The organism is Sorangium sp. So ce185 (assembly GCF_051526825.1).
Lineage (GTDB): Bacteria > Myxococcota_A > Polyangia > Polyangiales > Polyangiaceae > Sorangium > Sorangium cellulosum_D.
Map to the genome: position 1 here is coordinate 11,901,448 of NZ_CP150316.1, position 18,144 is coordinate 11,919,591.

At 73.3% G+C, this 18,144-nt stretch carries 17 protein-coding genes; 6 read left to right on the forward strand and 11 right to left on the reverse strand.

From position 1 onward, the window contains the following. Positions 1-88: 88 nt before the first annotated feature. From WMF26_RS43900 to WMF26_RS43945, 10 genes are all read right to left on the reverse strand, one after another. On the reverse strand, positions 89-1,312 hold the full coding sequence (locus tag WMF26_RS43900; protein ID WP_437997586.1) for a c-type cytochrome: 1,224 nt from the start codon (positions 1,310-1,312) through the stop codon (positions 89-91). Beyond that, the gene (locus tag WMF26_RS43905) at positions 1,309-2,676 is read right to left on the reverse strand and encodes a DUF1501 domain-containing protein (RefSeq protein WP_061624437.1); all 1,368 of its coding nucleotides are present in this window, start codon (positions 2,674-2,676) and stop codon (positions 1,309-1,311) included. Before WMF26_RS43905 ends, WMF26_RS43900 begins: the two co-directional genes overlap by 4 nt. A gap of 245 nt (positions 2,677-2,921) precedes the next feature. Beyond that, positions 2,922-3,317 (reverse strand): type II toxin-antitoxin system VapC family toxin, encoded by a 396-nt coding sequence (locus WMF26_RS43910; RefSeq protein WP_437997587.1) that lies wholly within the window; start codon positions 3,315-3,317, stop codon positions 2,922-2,924. Continuing rightward, positions 3,314-3,586 (reverse strand): hypothetical protein, encoded by a 273-nt coding sequence (locus tag WMF26_RS43915; protein WP_061624434.1) that lies wholly within the window; start codon positions 3,584-3,586, stop codon positions 3,314-3,316. The genes WMF26_RS43910 and WMF26_RS43915 overlap by 4 nt, the downstream gene beginning before the upstream one ends. A 390-nt stretch (positions 3,587-3,976) precedes the next feature. Continuing rightward, a complete protein-coding gene (locus tag WMF26_RS43920) occupies positions 3,977-4,726 on the reverse strand; it encodes a hypothetical protein (RefSeq protein WP_437997588.1) in 750 nt (249 codons plus the stop codon). Further along, a complete protein-coding gene (locus tag WMF26_RS43925; RefSeq protein WP_437997589.1) occupies positions 4,726-6,654 on the reverse strand; it encodes a DUF1585 domain-containing protein in 1,929 nt (642 codons plus the stop codon). The genes WMF26_RS43920 and WMF26_RS43925 overlap by 1 nt, the downstream gene beginning before the upstream one ends. Continuing rightward, positions 6,651-8,240 (reverse strand): ABC transporter ATP-binding protein, encoded by a 1,590-nt coding sequence (locus WMF26_RS43930; RefSeq protein WP_437997590.1) that lies wholly within the window; start codon positions 8,238-8,240, stop codon positions 6,651-6,653. Before WMF26_RS43930 ends, WMF26_RS43925 begins: the two co-directional genes overlap by 4 nt. Next, on the reverse strand, positions 8,237-9,319 hold the full coding sequence (locus WMF26_RS43935) for an ABC transporter permease (protein WP_061621958.1): 1,083 nt from the start codon (positions 9,317-9,319) through the stop codon (positions 8,237-8,239). Before WMF26_RS43935 ends, WMF26_RS43930 begins: the two co-directional genes overlap by 4 nt. Before the next feature lie 9 nt (positions 9,320-9,328). Continuing rightward, entirely contained in the window at positions 9,329-10,426 is a 1,098-nt protein-coding gene (locus tag WMF26_RS43940; RefSeq protein WP_437334019.1) for an ABC transporter permease, read from the reverse strand. Positions 10,427-10,453: 27 nt separating this feature from the next. Further along, positions 10,454-11,488 carry a BMP family lipoprotein gene (locus tag WMF26_RS43945; RefSeq protein ID WP_437997591.1) on the reverse strand — a complete coding sequence of 345 codons (1,035 nt, stop codon included), beginning with the start codon at positions 11,486-11,488 and terminating at the stop codon, positions 10,454-10,456. A gap of 231 nt (positions 11,489-11,719) precedes the next feature. On the opposite strand from WMF26_RS43945, the gene WMF26_RS43950 reads away from it, so the two are divergent. The 5 genes from WMF26_RS43950 (at position 11,720) to WMF26_RS43970 (ending at position 16,481) form a co-directional block, all read left to right on the forward strand. Continuing rightward, positions 11,720-12,403 (forward strand): hypothetical protein, encoded by a 684-nt coding sequence (locus tag WMF26_RS43950; protein ID WP_437334021.1) that lies wholly within the window; start codon positions 11,720-11,722, stop codon positions 12,401-12,403. A gap of 5 nt (positions 12,404-12,408) precedes the next feature. Continuing rightward, positions 12,409-13,710: a c-type cytochrome gene (locus tag WMF26_RS43955; RefSeq protein ID WP_437997592.1), complete on the forward strand. Its 1,302-nt coding sequence runs from the start codon at positions 12,409-12,411 to the stop codon at positions 13,708-13,710. 173 nt (positions 13,711-13,883) lie between these two features. Next, complete coding sequence (locus tag WMF26_RS43960; protein WP_437997593.1) at positions 13,884-15,353, forward strand: sensor histidine kinase; 1,470 nt, start codon at positions 13,884-13,886, stop codon at positions 15,351-15,353. A gap of 14 nt (positions 15,354-15,367) precedes the next feature. After that, positions 15,368-15,742 carry a response regulator gene (locus tag WMF26_RS43965; protein WP_437997594.1) on the forward strand — a complete coding sequence of 125 codons (375 nt, stop codon included), beginning with the start codon at positions 15,368-15,370 and terminating at the stop codon, positions 15,740-15,742. Positions 15,743-15,860: 118 nt separating this feature from the next. Continuing rightward, entirely contained in the window at positions 15,861-16,481 is a 621-nt protein-coding gene (locus WMF26_RS43970) for a DUF1349 domain-containing protein (RefSeq protein WP_437997595.1), read from the forward strand. Positions 16,482-16,508: 27 nt separating this feature from the next. Here the strand turns inward: WMF26_RS43970 and WMF26_RS43975 are convergent, their stop codons facing one another. Beyond that, positions 16,509-17,102, reverse strand: coding sequence for an NAD(P)H-dependent oxidoreductase (locus tag WMF26_RS43975; RefSeq protein ID WP_437334026.1), 594 nt, complete (start codon positions 17,100-17,102; stop codon positions 16,509-16,511). A gap of 68 nt (positions 17,103-17,170) precedes the next feature. Here WMF26_RS43975 and WMF26_RS43980 point away from each other — a divergent pair, with 68 nt between their 5' ends. Beyond that, positions 17,171-18,100, forward strand: coding sequence for a LysR family transcriptional regulator (locus tag WMF26_RS43980; protein WP_437997596.1), 930 nt, complete (start codon positions 17,171-17,173; stop codon positions 18,098-18,100). The last annotated feature ends 44 nt before the right edge of the window (positions 18,101-18,144 follow it).

The following is an 18,144-nucleotide window of genomic DNA, read 5'->3' on the forward strand; positions in this document are numbered from 1 at the left end:
TCTCCTCTGGCGGTGGGGCCCCAGGGTAGCGCAAGACGGGCGCGCCGCGCCTGCAGCCGCGCGCGTCACCGTCGCGCGGGCGGGTGCGTCACGGCCGCGCCGACGGGCGCGCGGGCGGCGCGAGGCGCTCGACGAAACCGCGGATCCGCGCACGATCGGCCTCGGACAGCGCGTGCCCCGGGGGCGGCATGGTCCGCTCCTCGACGACCCGGCGCGCGATGGCCTCCCGGAGCGACGCCCACGCCGCGCGCGTCGAGAGGTCGACGCCGCCCTCGCCGCGCGGGCGGTGGCAGCGCGCGCACGCCCGGTCGAACACCGGCGCGATGTCGTCCCAGGCGGGCCCGGCGCCGGCGTCGTCGGCGGCGAAGCGCCGGAGGGCGCCCGCCGCGAGCAGCCAGACGTCGCCGCTCGGCGATCCGATGAGCCGGCCGGCCTCCGGGAGGCGCGCGCCGCGGGTCGCGCGCGCGCCCGACGCGTCGAGCACGCCGAGCTCGCCGCCGTCGGCGAACCACACGCGCTCGCCGGAGACGGCGAGCCCGTGGAGCGCCGCGCTCGCCCGCAGCCGGAGGCGCAGCACGCCGGCGCTGTCCTCGGCGTAGAGCGCCGCCGGCGTCGCCGCGAGCAGCGCGCCCGCGCCCGTCACGGCGAGGAGCGGCGCGGGGCCGTCGGCCTCGAGCGGGTACGATCGCAGCGCCCTCGGGGCCACGTCGAGGGCGAGGACCTCGTCGCCGCCGAGCGCGAACGCCACGCGCCCTCCGCCCGCCGCGAACGCCGCGAGCGGCCCGGTCGCGTAGCGCGTGACGCGCTCGCCGTCCGCCACCGCGATCTCGCCGTCCAGCGCGAAGGCGGCGCCGCCGCCGAGGCCGAGGCCGGCCGCGGCGCGGACCGCGGCGCGCTCGAGGCCGTAGTGGTCGGCGACAGGCTCGAACGACCCCCGGCTCGGCAGCCTGAGCAGCCGGCCCTCGGCGTCGGCGCCGACGATCCACGTGCCGTAGCCGTCGGGCGCGGGCACCACCGCGGCGCTCACCCAGCGATGGGGGGCGCGCTCCACCCGGGCGAGCGCGCCGTTCACGAAGACCGCCGCGGCGCCGTCGTGGAACAGGACGACGCGGTCGCCATCGTCGGCGACCGCGCGGACCGGACCGAGCTCCCCCGGCGCGGGCCAGGCGACCGGGCGCACGGCGAGCGGCGGGCGCGGGGGCGCGGATTGCGAGGCGCAGCCGGCGAGCGCGAGCACGGCGAGGCAGGCGAGCGCGGCGAGGCGGGCGCGCGCGAGCGCGGCGAGGGGCGCCGCTCGGCGCAGGGGCGTCACGACCGCCGGAGCAGCTCCGGCACCACCTCGCCGTCGCGCAGGTGCTCGAGCGGGGGGATGCCGAAGGCGAACAGGAAGGTGGCGAGCAGATCCGGCGGGGCGATCGGCCGAGGCCCGCCCTGGAACGTCTTGGCCGGGGCCGGCAGGAGCTGCTCCGGGTCGGTCTTGCCGAACGAGATGCCCCCGCGGAAGCGGGGGGAGATCACCATCGCCGAGTTGTTGGGGTAGTGGTCGCGGCCCATCGCCGTGTTGAGCTGAGGCGTCCGGCAGAAGTCGCTCGTCACGAGGATGTGCGTGTGATCCGAGAGCTTCTTGCCGGCCCGGGTCGGGTGCGGGGTCTTGTCGAGCGAGCCGAGGAGGGCGGCGATCAGGTCGAAGAGCTCCTGCTGCGTGGCCGCGTGCTGGCGGTAGTTGCTCGTGTGCGTGTCGAACCCGTCGCTCGCGAAGCTCACGCAGCGGACCACGTTCCGCCGCATGGCCTCGATCGCGAACGCCGCGTTGACGGCCGCCTGCCGGGCGAAGCGGGCCTTGTGGTCGAGCTCCGGGTGCGCCTGGATGAGCTTGCCCCTGGAGAACACGTCCTGGAGCCCGGCGTTCAGCATCCTGCCCAGCGCTTCCGACTGGATCGCGAAGCCGTTCAGGGCCTCGGTGTAGCGCGATCGCGCGGCGAGGGACCTGGCCTCCTCGGAGAGGAGCGCGGTCACCGCGGCGCGGTCCTCGTCGGTGTCGTAGTGCCGCGCGCGGGCGAGGGAGCGGCTGATCGTGCCGATGTCGCCGACCGTGAGCGGGACGGCGCGCCGGTCGAGGCGGTCGCCCACGAACGCCGAGGGGAACTGCACGGAGACGGCGGGGAAGGTCTGGCTGGCGCCGAGCTCGCTGGCGCAGATGGCGTCGAGGCTGGAGGCCATGACGCGGCCGCCGCTCAGGTGCCGCCCGGTGGTCGCGAAGGCGGTGCCGTCGGGGTGGCTCACGGTGTTCATCGCCAGGCCGTTGACGATGCACAGCCGGTCGTGGAGGTCCGCGAGGGCGCCGATGCCCGGGCCGAACGTGAGGCTCGAGCCCTTCGGCGTGACGGGGGCGAAGCTCTTCGCGCCGCCGGCCGCGGGCGCGTCGACCCAGAGGCGGAGCGGCGCCGTGTCGGTGTTGTCGGTCGTCGCCGGGGTCACGAGCCCCTTGCTCTCGTTCCGCGGGTCGGCCCAGAGCGTCACGTCCCAGCCGCCGGACGCGTGGATGAAGAGGAAGAACTCGCCCTCCGCCGCCTTGCCGTGCGCGGCGAGCGCGCGCGCCGGCAGGCCGAGGAGGCCGGAGAGCGCCGCGCCCGCGGCGGCCTGGAGCAGCGCGCGGCGCGGGAGACCATGGGCCATCGCGAGCGCAGTTTGCGCTCGGGGATGGCGGCGTGCAAGCGAGCGCGGGGTCGCTCGGGGCCGCCGGGGAGCGTCGGGACGCCAGCGCGCGATCGCCGCGCAAGGCAAGGCGGCGGTCTCCGGTCCGAGCGACCTCAAGAATTACATGGCCGAGCTCCGGGTCCGGGCCGCCGGCGCGTCTCCGGTGCACGCACCCGCCGTGACGTTCGACGGCAAGCAGATGGCCGTGCACGCGGCGACGGGAATCAGCCGATGATCCTGACAGCGATCCTGCTGCTCACCTGCCGGAAACGATCGTCGTTCGTCCAGAGCTGCTCGCACTTGTGGTGGATGGCGCACGCGGCGTGGAGAGCGTCGGGAGTCTTCAGCCCGTGTAGGGCCCGAAGCTCAGTCGCGAGGTCGAAGACCTCCGCAGAGAGCGGCAAGAGGTCGAACGCGGAGAGCAGCCCTTCATACGTCGCTCGCAGGCCGTGATCATTCAACCGAACAGGCTTCACGAGGCATTCCAGTCGAACAAGTGGCGATATGTATGCATCGGCCGAGCCGAGCGACAGCAGCGCGCGATCCGATGCACTCCTGTAGGGCTCCGCGCCCTCGACCCGATAGATGACAACACAGGAGTCCAGATAGACTCGACTCACGGCTCTCCCCAGCTGTCGCGCTCCGCGCTCAGCGCGGCATCCACCTGCTCCTTCGACAAGATTCGTTCCGGGTTGTCGTCGCGCCACGCGTCTACCGCGCGGCACGCGGCCAAGAGCCTCTCATTGCGTCCACCCTCCATCGGGTGCACGTCTCGTTGTTCCTGAGTCAGCACGATGATCTCGGCTTCTCCCTCCGGCACATCCTCTGGAAGGCTGATCTCGACGCGTCGCGATTTGGGAACGCGGACAATGAGCTTGTGTGCGTGCATGGCCCTTCGTGGAGCATACGTCGGCGCTCCATCCGGCGCCATCCGCGGAGTCAGCTTCCTGCGCTGCCCCGAGCGCGCGGACAGGACGGCGTCCCGCGTGCCTGCCGAAGGTCACCCCGACGCCGGACCGGCTGACGCCGGACGCTCTCGTCCGCGTCATGCGGGCAGCAAGCAGCTCGGAGAGGCGTGCCAGTGGTCGCTGGGTGTGCTCCCCGGCGCGGCTGGGTTTATCCCCGGCGCGGCTGGGTGTGCTCCCCGGCGCGGATGGACACGGTCCTGGCGCGGCTGGGCATGCTTTCCGGAACTCCCGGGCGGCTGGCGAGCCCGGAAGCGCGCTGGAGCCTGCATTGACGGCTGTGCGCGCGACGGGTCGGCACGGACCGGCCGCCGCTAATACAGGTGAAACTCCGGGTGCCTCACCAGCCCGTAACACACCGCCGCCCACCCCGCCTCGCCCGGCGAGAACCGCGACTTCGGCGCGCCCTTCGCGCGGTGCCGCGCGACCGTGCCCTGGTAGAGCGCGAAGAACTTCGCCTCCCGGTCCGGCGGCGCGAGGCGCGCCGGGTAGCTCAGGAACGTCCGGTGCAGCACGTCGAACCGCGGGGCGAACGCCGCCGCGTCGAGGTCTTCCGCGGGGAGGTCGAAGGCGAAGATCAGCCGGCGCTCGATCGGCACCGGCGCGCTCGCCTTGAGGTCGTGCTCCAGGGCGCGGTCGCACAGCGCGATCCCGAGCCGCTCGAACGCCGCCATCATGAGCGCGTTGGTCTGCGTGCCGCGCGGGAGATCCAGGCCGTGATCGGGGAGCCCGAGCGCCGTGAGGTAGTCCTCCCAGGCGTCGAAGAGCGCCGCCTTGTCGTCCCCCCGCGCGCGCCGCTCGACCGCCGCCGGCGAGAGGCCGCCGAAGAGCCGGAGATACGTCCTCAGGTACGCCTCGGCCGGGATGAGCCGCAGATCCTGCTTCGGCGTCCGGCTCTGCGCGACCCGCCCCGTCTCCCGGAGCGGCGCCGCGGGCCGCGGCGCGACCGCCTCCGGCGGGGCGCACGCGCCCGCCACCGCGGCCACCCCGGCAAGGGCGAAGGCCCTCACCCCGCCGCGCATCGCCGCGCCCCCGCCGCGCATCGCCGCGCCCCCGCCGCGCATCACCGCGCGCCCCCGCCGCCGCGCTCCAGCGCTGGCCGCACGTTGCTCGCGCGCGCGTAGGCCGGCGACCGCACGATCGCCTCGACCAACGGCCGCATCCGGTAGCCGCGCGACACGAACCGCTCCCGCAGCGCGCGGAGCAGGGCCTCGTCCTCGTCGCGCAGCGGCCGCCCGAGGAACGACTCGGTGACGCGCGCGACCGCGCACGACGCGAACTCCGGCATGCGCGTGAGATCGGCCGCGGCGCCGGCCGGGCCGCGGTCGGCGTGATCCGGCGAGGCATACGCGCCCCGGAGCACGCCGCGCTCCCTGCTCGAGAAGTCAGGATCGTAGAAGCGCCGGCACGACCCGCCCGTCTTGCCCTCCGCGTCCAGCTTGCACACCGGGTTCTCGATCGGAAATCGCGAGGCGGGCAGATAGGTCCACGTCGTCTCCTCGACCCGCGTGAAATACGCGGCGAGCGGCTCCAGCGTCGCATGACAGCTGGAGCAGCCCGGCCGGACCATGAGATCGGGCTCGTCCGACGGCGGGAGCTCCGCGTGCTCGGCCGCGAAGCTCTTGCACAAGAACGCGCTGTAGAGCGCCGCCGCGCGCGCGCGGCGCGAGGAGTACTTCGTCAGGAACACCGGCGTCGTGACGATCCCCGCCGCGCGCGGCCCGCGATCGGGGATGTACGTCCACTCCGAGACGTCGTGCGGCGCGACGACCGGCGGCACCGCGCCCGGCAAGAACAGCGGCGCCTCGTCCTCGCGCATCCCGAAGGACTTGTGCAGCGAGCAGCACGCCGCGGGCGCGCTCGATCGATAGAATTGCGCGAGCGGACCGTTGATGAACGTGTAACGCCCGGTGAGGATCTCCCGGAAATCGCGGTCGGCCCGGAAGACGTGCTGCATCAGGTGAATCGCCTCCTGCGACCACCAGAACTTGTTCCAGCCGGAGATCGTGCGCGGCGCCGAGCCGATCGGGCTCTCGATGCCGAGCGGGACGTGGGCGGGCAGCACGAACGCGCGAGGATCCCTGCCGGAGTTGTCGCCCGGCAAGCAATGCTCGAGCCCGATGCCGCAGCCGCAATCGACGCTCATCGCGAAGGCGAGCGCGCTCCGGCACGAGATCGGCTCGCCCCGGTGCTCCTTGGCATAGCGATCCTCGGGCATCGGCGGGCGAACGCGCCCCGCGGGCAGCGGAGCCCCCGCGGGCAACGGGGGGATGTCGCTCGCATGGATGCGGCCGACCTCGGCGGTCTGCGCCTCTTCCTTGCAGACCCGGACCTCGACCGTCGGCGTCTTGCCGTCGGGCTCGACCAGGAGCTGCGGCAGCGGGACATAGGCGCTGTCCGGGTCCTTCCACCCGGCGCCGTAGCGCTGCGTCGGCGAGAGCGAGAGGTAATCGCGGTAAAGCCAGAACGGGCGCACCACCGTGGTCCGCTCGTCGAGGAGCTTCTGGGAGATCGCTTTGGGCGTCCCCGTCAGCGCATGAAAGCTCCCGCGGAGCCCGCTCTCGGCCTCGGAGAAGCAGAGCTCGCCGTCGATCACCGGGTTCAAGCGGCGCTGGTTGTAGCGGAAATAGACGTAGAGCGGCTTGCCGTCCGGGCCGAGCACCTCGGCCCTCCGGAGCGTCGTCTCCGGCGGCGCGAACAGCCCCACCGGGCCGAGCTCCAGCCGTAGGACATCCATGTAAATGCGCGTCAGCCGCTCGACGTACCCCGGGCCGTCGAGGTGGCGCTCGATCCAGGCGTCGAGGTCGAAGCCCGGCGACTCCATCTCCGCGAGCTCCTCGCGGGTCGGGAGCCGACCCTTCAGATCGAGGGAGAGCGCGCGGAAATACCGGTACTGCTCCAGCGTCGGGGCGGCCGCGGACGGCGGCGCGAACAGGGCCGCGGCCGCCGCCGCGAGGACCGCAGCCGCGGCCACTGCGCCGAGCCCCCTCATGCCCCCGCCTCGCCCGCCTCGCCGGCGTCCCGCGCCGGCGCCGCCTCGCCATCGCGCGCCGGCGCCGCCTCGCCGGGGAGCGCCCCGGCCATCAGCATCCCGAGCTCCGTCCGCGAGACCGCGCCCGCGTCCCGCGTCGCCACGATCCCGCCCCGGTACATCACCGAGATCCGGTCCGACAGCGCGAGGATCTCGTCGAGCTCCGCCGACACGAGCAGCACCGCCGCCCCCGCGTCGCGCGCCGCCACGATCTCGCGGTGGATGTGCTCGATCGAGCCCACGTCCACGCCGCGCGTCGGCTGGCTCGCCACGAGCAGCTCGACCGGGCGGCTCATCTCGCGGGCGAGGATCACCTTCTGCTGGTTGCCGCCCGAGAGCGCCGAGACCGGCGTCCCCGGGCCGGGCGCGCGTATGTCAAAGGTCTTTATCAATCGCCGCGCGTTCTCCTCGCGGGCGTCGTCGCGGAGCACGCCGCGCGCGGCGAACGGGGGCTTGTGGTACGTGCAGAGCACGAGGTTGTCCGCGATCGCGTACGAGAGCACGAGCCCGTGGCGCTGGCGGTCCTCGGGCACGTGCGAGACGCCGCGCTCGATGAGGTCGCGCGGCGATGCGCCGGTGACGTCGCGGCCCCGGAGGAGCACGCGCCCGGCGCGCGGCGGCGTGAGGCCGGTGACCGCCTCGACGAGCTCGGTCTGGCCGTTGCCCTGCACGCCGGCGATCCCGAGGATCTCGCCGGCGCGCACCGAGAAGCTCACCTCGCGGACCACGTCGGCGCCCGCCCCGCGCCGGCCCGCGACGCTGAGGCGCTCGACCTCGAGCACGACCGCCCCGGGGCTCGCCGGGGCCTTGGTCACCTGGAGCGCCACCTCGCGGCCGACCATCGTCGCCGCCAGGCCGCGCTCGTCGGTCTCGGCCGGGATCGCGGCGCCCACCACCTTGCCCGCGCGCATCACCGTCACCCGGTCCGCGACCGCGAGCACCTCCCGGAGCTTGTGCGTGATGAACAGGACCGAGACCCCCCGCGCCGTCAGCCCCCGCAGCACGCGGAACAGCTCGTCCGACTCCTGCGGCGTGAGCACGGCCGTGGGCTCGTCGAGGATCAGGATCTCCGCGTTGCGGTAGAGCGCCTTGAGGATCTCCACGCGCTGCTGCACGCCGACCGGGAGGTCCTCGACGCGGGCGTCGGGGTCGACGTCGAGCCCGTGGCGCGCCGAGAGCGCGCGGACCTCGGCGCTCGCGCGCCGGCGGTCGAGCAGGCCGCCGCGCACGAGCTCGGCGCCGAGCACGACGTTCTCGGCGACCGTGAACACCGGGATGAGCATGAAATGCTGGTGCACCATGCCGATCCCGAGCGCGATCGCGTCGCTCGGCGACCGCAGCGAGACGGGGCGCCCGCCGCGGCGGAGCTCGCCCTCGTCCGGGCGCAACAGCCCGTAAAGGATGTTCATCAGGGTCGATTTGCCGGCCCCGTTCTCCCCGAGCAGGGCGTGGATCTCGCCCTCGCGGAGGTCGAGATCGACCCCGTCGTTCGCCACGACGCCGGAGAACCGCTTGGTGATCCCCCGGGCCTCCAGGACGGCCGTCACCGCCGGCCCTCCGGATCGTAGGGCTGGCCGTCGGCGGCCGGCGGCGTGGTCTTGCCGATGACGCCGGTGAGGATGAGCAGCGTCAGGAGGTACGGCACGAGCCCGACGACCGACGATTGCTGCAGGAACGACCACGACGGCGGGATCTGGTCGCGGAAGAGCTGGAGGTTGATCTGGAACGCCTGCGCCGCGCCGAAGACGAGCGCCGCGGCCCACGCGCCGAAGGGCGTCCAGTCGCCGAAGATCATCGCCGCGAGGGCGATGAAGCCGCGCCCGTTCGTCATCATCGGCTCGAAGGACGGCACCGACTCCAGGGTGAAGTACGCCCCGCCGAGCCCCGCGATCGCGCCGCCGATCACGACGTTGACGTAGCGCACGCGGGCCACGTCGATCCCGACCGTGGCGGCGGCGCGCGGGTGCTCGCCCACGGCGCGCGCGCGCAGGCCCCACCGCGTGCGGAACAGCACGAGGTGCGTCACCCCGACCAGCGCGACGGCGGCGACGGCGATCGGCTGCTGCTCGAACACGGGGCCCACGATCGGGGCGTCCGCGAGGAGCGGGACGTGCAGGCGCGGCAGGACGCCGGGCGCGTGCGGCACCTGGCCGCCGAACGAGCTCCCGGGCCCGAAGAAGAGCTGTCGGTTGAAGAAGCCGGTGAGCCCCACGGCCAGCAAGTTGATCACCGTCCCCGCGAGGATCTGGTCCACGGAGAAGGTCACCGCCAGCACGGCGAGCAGGAGGCCGAGGAGCGCGCCGGTCGCGACCGCGATCGCGACGCCGAGCAGCAGGCTCGGCAACGGCGGGACGCCGAGGACCGCGCTCGCGTAGATCGACCCGAACCAGCCCGAGAACGCGGCCGCGAGCATCATCCCCTCGATGCCGAGGTTCACGACCCCGCTCCGCTCGCAGAAGACGCCGGAGAGCGCCCCCAGGGTGAGCGGGGTGGCCACGGCGAGGGTCGTGGCCGCCATGCTGGCCACGATCGTCAGCGGCGGCACCTGGGAGGCGCCGACGAGCGCCACGACGCCGACCAGCACGCTCACGACCACCGCGATGAAGGCGTAGCGTCGATGGCCCATCGCCGCCCCCTAGCCGCCCCACCCGCGCGTGAGCACGAGCCGCTCGCGCTCGCCGCGGACCCGGTAGATGCGGCGGACCAGGGTGTCCGCCGCGACGAACAGCAGGATCAGCGCCTGGATGACGGAGATCACGTCGATGGGGATCTGCGTGAGGTACTGCATCCGGGTCGCGCCGCTGCGCATCGCGCTGAACAAGAGGGCGGCGAGCACCGTGCCGCCGGGGTGCGCCTTGCCGAGGAGGGCGATGGCGATCGCGTCGAAGCCGTAGCCCTGCGAGAACCCGAGCTCGTGCCGGTGGTGGAGCGCGCTCACCTCGATGGCGCCGGCCACGCCGGCGAGGGCGCCCGAGAGCGCCATGGTCACGATCACGGTGCGGCCCACGCGCACGCCGGCGTAGCGCGCGGCGTCGGGGCTCTGCCCCGCGGTGCGGATCTCGAAGCCGAACGCCGTCCGCCGCAGCACCCAGCCCACGAGCGCCGCCGCGAGCAGGGCGAGCGGGAAGCCCCAGTGCAGCCGGTAGCCCTCCACGAGCTCGGGGAGGCGCGCGCTCTCGTCGATGAGGGGCGTGCGGGACAGCACGTTGGACGCCGCGGGATCCTTCATGGGGCCGTTCAAGAGGAAGCTCACCGCGTTGAGGGCGACGTAGTTGAGCATGATCGTGCTGATCACCTCGTGTCCGCCGGCGCGCGCCTTGATCCACCCGGGCACCGCGGCCCACAGCCCGCCGGCGAGCGCGCCGAGGAGCAGCGTCAGGGGCACGTGCAGCGCCGCGGGCAGGCCGCCGCCCACGAGCCGCGGCAGCCAGTGGCCGGCCCACGCCGCGGACAGCGCGCCGAGCGCGAGCTGCCCCTCGGCCCCGATGTTGAACAGCCCCCCCTTGAAGGCCAGCGAGACCGACAGGCCGGCCAGGATGTACGGCGTCGCCCACACGAGCGTCTCGCTCACCGCCCGCGGCGACCCGAACGCGCCCTCGAGCAGGCCCGCGTACGCCTCGAGCGGGTTGCCCCCGGCCAGGGCGATGAGGACGCCGCCCAGGACCATCGCGGTGAACACCGAGAGGGCCGGCAGGAGCAGCGGCTCGAAGAGCCGGATCAGCTTCTGTCGCATCCGCGGGAGCCTGGGGCGATCACGGCTTTACTTGGCGTCCTTGGCGGGCGGCACCGTCGTCTTGAGCGTCCCGTCGAGGAGCCCTTTGCGGAGCTCCTCCATCTTCGCCTTCACCTCGGCCGGGACCTTGCCGTCGAGATCGTGATACGGCGCATACCCCGATTTGCCCTGGAAGTTCCCGGACGGCAGGTTGCCTTCCTTGGCCATCTTGATGAGGTCGAAGGCGCCCTCGGTGATGAGCTTGACGGCGCTGGAGAGCAGCACCTTCTGGGCCTCGGGCACCGTGTAGTACTGGTCGGTGTCGACGCCGATCGCGTAGACGCCCTTCGTGGCCGCGCCGAGCAGCGCGCCGTTGCCCGTCTTGCCGCCGCCGCCGAAGACGATGTCGACGCCCTTGTCGATCATCGAGACGGCGGTCGTCTTCCCCCACTCGGGATCGGTGAACGTCTTATCGAAGCCAACGTCGTTGTGGTAAACGACGCTGAGCTCGATATCCGGCTTGACGTGGCGCGCCCCGGCGCGGAAGCCCTCGCCGAAGCGGTAGACGGGCGGGACGGCGTCGGTGGCGAGCACGGCGCCGATCTTGCCGGTCTTGGTCATCATCGCGGCCAGCGCGCCGACGAGGAAGCCGCCGTGATCCTCGGGGAAGACCAGCCCCACCACGTTCGGCTTGGTCGCGGCCTGGAACTGGTCGATGCCGATGAACCTGACGTCCTTGAACCGATCGGCCGCGGCGTGCGTCGCCTCGGTGAGCCCGAAGCCCGACGTGACGACCACGTCGTACTGCTCCTCGGCGAAGGTCGCGATGTTCTTGGGGTAATCCTTGGGATCCGTCGTCTCGATGTACTGCGTCGTGGCGCCGAGCTCCTTCTGCGCCCGCTGGATCGCCTCCCAGGCCGACTGGTTGAACGACTTGTCGTCGATCTTGCCCATGTCCGTCACGAGGCCCACGCAGAACACCTCGGGGCTCGCGCAGTCCGCCTTCTTGTTGCGGGTGCACGCCGGGAGCGCGCTGGCGAGGGCCAGCAGGACCGCGATCGCGAGGCGCCGCTTCTTCAACATGCCGGATCTCCTTGGAAGGCCCGCATTGGACACCGGGCAGCGCACCAAGGCAACCCAGCGTTCGCATCCGCCCACCTTTGCTTACATCGGGCAGCCGGGCTGAGCGGTCGCGCGGCGAAGGTGTCGCGATCGCGGAGCAACTTTTTTTTCTGAGGCGTTGTCACAGTCGATCGGCAGCGCCCGATGAGCGACGGGGCGCGCCGGCGCAGCCTGCCCGAGGAGGTCCTTCCCATGAATGGTCCCGCCGTTCGACTCACGCTTGTTTGTGCTCTCGTCGCGTCCGCCCTGGTTCCTTCGGGGGACGCGGCCGCCTGCGGTGGTGTGGAGATCCTGCCCGCGATCGATCACCGCGTGATGGGGGTCGCTCAGGCCGAGCAGGCCCTGCGCGACGGCCGGATCACCGCGGCCGCCGGGAGCGTGATCCGCATGTTCCCCGAGATCCGGCGGATCTCTCACGACAAGGATCCGCTGCTCAACCGGGCTTTCCGCGTCCTCGCGGTGGCCACCGCGCGCGCGGGCGGCGCGCTCGACGTCCGGCCGGAGGTGCCGCGCGAGCTGCTCGAGACATGGGGCGGGGCGTCGGCCGAGGAGCGCAAGGCGAACGTCGACTGGTCGATCCGCGCGCTGCGCCGGCTGAACGAGCACCGAAAGGGCGATCCCGCGCTGCAGACCGACCTCGGCGAGGCGCTCGCCCGGTCGCCGGAGCACCGCGGCGAGGCGCTGCAGCTGCTCGGCGGCCTGGCGGAGAAGGACCTCCTGGCGAGCCCCGAGGCGTACGCGGCGCTGGCGCGGCTGCGCGCGCTGTCGGGGGACGCCGCGGGGCACGACGCCGCGGCGAGCCGCTGCGAGGCGATGGCGAAGGACGCGGCCCTGTGCCGGACGAGCCGCGCGATCGACCCGCGCCCGCAGAGCTGACGCCGATGCGCGCCCGTCCGCTGCTCGCCGCGCTGGTCGCGCTCGCCTCGAGCGCCGCCGCGTGCACCTCCGAGGACGCGCGGGGGCCCGAGCCCGCCGCGCCCCTCTCCGCGGGCGGCGGCGCCGCGGAGGCCGCCGCCTCCGCCCCGGCCGCCGCCGCCGCGCAGGCCGCCGTCGTCGCGGCGGCGGCCGGCGATCCGGCGCGCGGGCAGCGGCTCGTCGCCGAGCTCCAGTGCAACCGCTGCCACGACGGGACCGGACTGGCGCCCGCGCCGCGCGACGCGCACTGCGTCCAGTGCCACCAGGACATCGCGGCGGGCCGGTTCCAGGCGCCTGCCGCGGCGATGAAGCGGTGGAACGAGAACCTTGTGCAGCTGCGCGACGTCCCGTCGCTCGCCGCCGCCGGCGACCGGCTCCGGCGCGACTGGATCCGCGGGTTTTTGCTCGCGCCGCACGACCTGCGCCCGCGCCTTCACGCGACCATGCCGCGGCTCGCGATCGGGCCCGAGCAGGCGAGCGACATCGCGGCCTACCTCACGCGCGATCGCCGCGAGCGGCCGCGCGAGGCGCTCGGCGGCGCGAGCGCGGCCCGGGGGCGCGAGCTCTACGAGGCCAAGGGGTGCGGCACCTGCCACGCCTTCACCGGGGCGGCCGGGCTGACGGCGGTCGCGCCGGTGAGGGCGATGGAGAAGGAGACGCGCGCCGCGGTCGCCCTGGCGCCGGATCTGCGGCACGCGCGCGACCGGATGGAGCCCGCGGACCTCGCCGCGTGGGTGCTCGATCCCGGGGCGATCAAGCCGGGCACGCCGATGCCCCAGGTGCCGATGTCGCCCGCCGAGGCGCGGGACATCGCGGCCTTCGTCGCGACCACGGCGCTCTCGCCGCCGGCGCCGGCGAGCGCGCCCGAGCGGCTGCCGCTGCTCTCGCGCCGGGTGACCTACGCCGAGGTGGACCGCAGGGTGTTTCGCGTCACGTGCAGGCACTGCCACTCCGAGCCCGATTACGCGCTCGGCGACGGCGGGCCCGGGAACACGGGCGGCTTCGGGTTCAAGCCGCGCGGGCTGAACCTCGCGACGTACGAGGGGATCGCGGCGGGCTACGTCGACGATCAGGGCGAGCGGCGGAGCGTCTTCGCCCGCGGGCCGGACGGCGTGCCGCGCCTCGTCGCCGCGCTCGCGGCGCGGCAAGCGGAGGAGGCCGGCCGCGCGGATCCGGCGGTGCGCGGGATGCCGCTCGGGCTGCCCGCGCTCGGCCCGGAGGAGATCCAGCTCGTCGAGAGCTGGATCGCGCAGGGACGGCCGCAATAGCGCGACGGGGCGCGGCGCGGCGGGCGGCCGGGCGCTCGCGAGGACCGCGTCGACGTCGTCGTGGTGCCCACCTTGCTTCCCAGGCGACACCGAGGAGCTGGCCGATGTCTCGGTGGTCTCAACGTGCTCAGCACGCGGGCTCGCCTCCGAGCGGCGGGGGCGACGCGTATCCGATGGGGATGTCCATCGGCAGGCGCCTCTCTCTGCTCGTGCTGAGCGAGCTGCTCCTCGCAGCCCTGGGCATCGTCGTATCCATCGTCGCGTTCAAGCGGCTCTCTGCCGAGACCGCCTACCTGCGTCACTACATCTTCGAGCCGTTCGTCGTCATCAACAGCGGCATCGAGTCGTCGAACGCGCTCTTCGCCCTGCTCGCTCGGCCCTCGGCGAACGTCCCGGAGCAGGCCCGGCGGCCGATCATGGAGCTCCGGTTCTTCATCGATCGGTACCAGCGCGACTGGCTGACGGCGACGTCGACCCTGCCGGAGGCCATCCACCTCCGCGTCGCGCTCGAGCGGGCCGGGAAGCTCAAGCTGCTGGAGGAGGAGCGCGACGCGGCGAACATCGTCGCCTCCGTCGTGGCGAGCCTCGAGCGCACGACCGGGCTCGTCGGCCCGGCGCCGGCCGCGCCCTATGTGCACCGCACCGACGTGGAGGACCTCAGCGCCGCGCTCGTCCGGCTGAACAAGATCAACCTGCGCTACATGGAAGTCGCTTACGTCGCCTACGAGCACAACCGGCAGATCATCTTCCTCGTCTTCCTGGCCGTCGGCCTCGGGGGGGTCACGGCGGCATCGCTCTTCGGCCTCGCCGTGCGCCGCGCGATCGTTCCGCGCATCCGCGGGATGGTGTCCGCCGTCCAGCGCTTTCGCGAGCTCGGCGTCTACGAGCCGCTCGGGAGCCTGGGCGACGACGAGCTCGCCGTGCTCGCGCACACGCTGAACACGAGCTTCAAGACCATCGCCGAGCGCGACAAGGAGCGCGACCGGTTCCTCGCCGTCGCCGCGCACGAGCTGAAGACGCCGCTCACCATCATGAAGGGCTTCTCGCAGGTCGCGCTCGCCCAGCGGAACGACGCGGCCGTCCGCGAGCGCGCCCTCGCGATCATCGATCGCCAGGCGACGCGCCTCGCCCGCCTCGTCCAGGATCTCCTGTGGTCGGCGCGCATGTCCGGGGGCGAGCTCCCCTTCAAGCCCCGAGCGATCGACGTCGAGGACCTCGCGCGCCGCGTGATCGGGGAGTTCGAGCTCGTGGCCAAGGATCACGTCATCCGCCTGGTGCCCCGCGGGGACGCGCACCTCCTGGGCGATCCCGAGCTCCTCGAGGAGGCCCTCTGGAGCCTGCTCGTCCAGGCCGTGGCGGTCGCGATGGAGCGCGATCCGGTGCTGGTCACGATCGACGCCGCCTCGGCCTCGCGCGTGCTCATCACGATCGAGGTCCGGGGCGGGAAGGATCTCCCGGAGGACCTCGAGGAGCTGCTGGAGCCCTTCGCCGTCGTCACGTTCGAGGGGCGGCGCGACGAGCCGCGCAGCACGGGCATCGGCCTCCACCTCGTCCAGGGGATCGCCCGGCTGCACGGCGCGAGCTTCCGGATCGAGCGGAGGCCCGGAGATCTCATGGTCTTTTCACTGGAACTCCGACGTTAGCGAGCCGAGGGAACATGCTGCGAAACCGCGTGCTGGTCATCGACGACGACCCCGATTTCCGGGAGCTCGTCGCCCTCAGCCTCGGCGAGTGGGGGCTCCACTGCCTCCAGGTCGCCGACTGTGCTCAGGCGCTCCCGCTGCTCGAGCGCGAGCGCGACCGGCTGCGGGCGGTGCTGTGCGACTACTTCATGCCCGGGCTCTCTCCTTGCCAGTGCGCCAAGGCGATCCGCGAGCGGATCGACCCCGTGGTGCGCGTGGTGCTCGTGAGCGCGGCGGTGGACGTCGCGGAGCTCGCCGCGAAGCTCGGGCTCGCGCGGTTCCTCGCCAAGCCCTTCGATCTCGACGAGCTCCACGACGCGGTGCTCGGCCCGCGCGCGCCCTCGGCGTGAGCGGCGGCGCCGGGCCGCGCAGGAGCGCGCCCGGCGGCGGCGCGCTCCGTGGTAGGCTCCCGGCCCGCGCCCGCGCGGGGGCGGATCTCACGGGGCGCGACGTGTGGAGGCCGGCGTCATGACAGGGCAGCTTCTGGAAGAGGGCTTTACCAGGATCGGGATCGACCCGCGGCTCACGTGGCGCAACCCGCCCTCGCGCTGGGTGGTGGAGCCGGAGCGGGGCGCGCTCGTGGTCGAGCCCGGCGCGAAGACGGACTACTGGCAGCGGACGCACTACGGCTTCCGCACCGACAACGGGCCTTTCCTCTTCACCCGCGCCGGCGGCGACTTCGTGATGACGTGCCATGTGCGGTTCCGGCCGGCGCACCAGTACGATCAGGCGGGGCTCATGGTGCGGATCGCGGAGTCGTGCTGGCTGAAGACGTCGGTGGAGTTCGAGCCGGACGGCCCGAGCCGCCTCGGCGCCGTGGTGACGAACGCGGGCTATAGCGACTGGTCGACCCAGCCGTTCCCCTCGGATCGCCGCGAGGTCTGGCTGCGCGTGCGGCGGGAAGGGCCGGATTACCTCGTCGAGAGCTCGGACGACGGCGGGGCCTGGACGCAGATCCGCATGGCCCACCTGCACGAGGACGACGGCGCGCGCGAGGTCGAGTGCGGCCTCTACGCCTGCAGCCCGGTGGGCGAGGGCTTCGTAGCCGAGTTCGACCTGCTCCGGATCGCGCCGGGGCGCGTCGCGTGAGCCCGCGCGGCGCGGGCGGCGCCGCCGTCATCGCCCGGCGCTGAACCGCCGCGCGTCCCGTTCGCCGATGCGCTCCATGTCCCGGAGCCAGGCCGCGCGTTGCTCGGGGTTCCGGGTGTTCTGGTTGAACAAGGTGGTCTCGCGGACGGGCCCGAAGCCCACGAAGCGCAACGTCGCGTTGACGAACGAGGCATGGACGGAGCGCCGGTGCCAGAAGCGGTACCACCAGCTCGGGCTGTCCATCGTGGTCACGACGCGCGCGCTGCGACCGGCGAGCAGCCCCTCGGGCAGCGGGCTGCGCTTTCGATAGGCGAACGACCAGCCGGGCAAGAAGGTGCGATCGACGAAGCCCTTGACGAGCGCGGGCGGGCCCGCCCACCACGTGGGAAAGAACCAGGCCACGTGGCTCGAGCGCTCGATGGCGGTCCGGGCCTCGAGGAGATCGGGCTCGAGGTCTTGTCGACCGCTGAAGCCGGCGCGCAAGTGCGGATCGAAGGCGAGCGAGCGCAGGGCCAGGTGCTCGACGCTGGCGCCGCCCCTCTGGAGGCCGCTGGCGTAGGCCTGGGCGAGCGCGTCGCTCAAGCTGTCGGGCGCTGGGTGACCGTGGATGATGAGGTGCATGCGCCGATCTTGGACATGCAGCAGCCGCTGGGTAGACGGACCTGGGCAGGCGTGCCATGCGTGGATGCATGGCACGCTCTCGCGCTTCCGCGCCGGCTGGCAGGCCGCCCGCCGACGTGGATTGGGACGATCTGCGCCTCTTCCTGGAGGTGGCGCGCGCGGGCAGCTTCTCGGCCGCCGCCCGCAAGCGCGGGATCGAGCAATCGACGGTGAGCCGGCGCATGGCGACCTTCGAGCGAACGCTCCGGGCGGCCGTGTTCGATCGGCTTCCGGGAGGCTCCATGCTCACCCCGCTCGGCGAGCAGCTCCGCCGCCACGTCGAGTCGATGGAGGCCGGCGCCGACCGGCTCGTGCGCGAGGCCAATGGCCACGAGAGAGAGGTCGAGGGCCTGGTTCGCCTGGCGCTCACCGAGTCGATCGCGGTGCACGGCGTCATTCCGCGCGTGCTCCCGGTGCTCGCCGAGAGGCACCCGCGCGTGTCGCTCCACCTGCTGACCAGCTACGAGGCGGCGGATCTGGGCCATCGCGAGGCCGAGATCGCCGTGCGCTTCTTCCGGCCGAGGAGCGGCGATCTGGTGGCCGCGCGCATCGTCACCTTGCCCACGGTGCCTGTCGCGCACCGCAAGCACGCGAAGAAGAGCCGCGACGAGCTCGACTGGATCGGCGTCGACCTGGGCCGCATCCCCGCGGTCGAGGAGGACTACCAGAAGCGGCACGTGCGGAAGGCCCCCAAGCTCGTCGTGAGCAGCTACATCGCTCAGCTCGAGGCCGTGCGCGCGGGCCTCGGCGCCGCCGTCTTGCCGCGCAGCGTGCTCGACCTGGACGACGGCCTGGTGGAGCTCGATCTCGGTCTCCCCGCAGGTCCGGTGCTCGAGCTCTGGCTCGTCACGCCGCGCAGCCTGCGCCACGTGCCGCGCATCGCCGCCGTGTGGGACGCGCTCGAAGAGCAGCTCCAGTTCCTGAGCAGCGCGCGACGCGCGCGGGCACGTCCGCGGTGAGCCGGCGTGAGCCCCCGCGGCGCGGGCGGCGCCGGCGTCGTCGC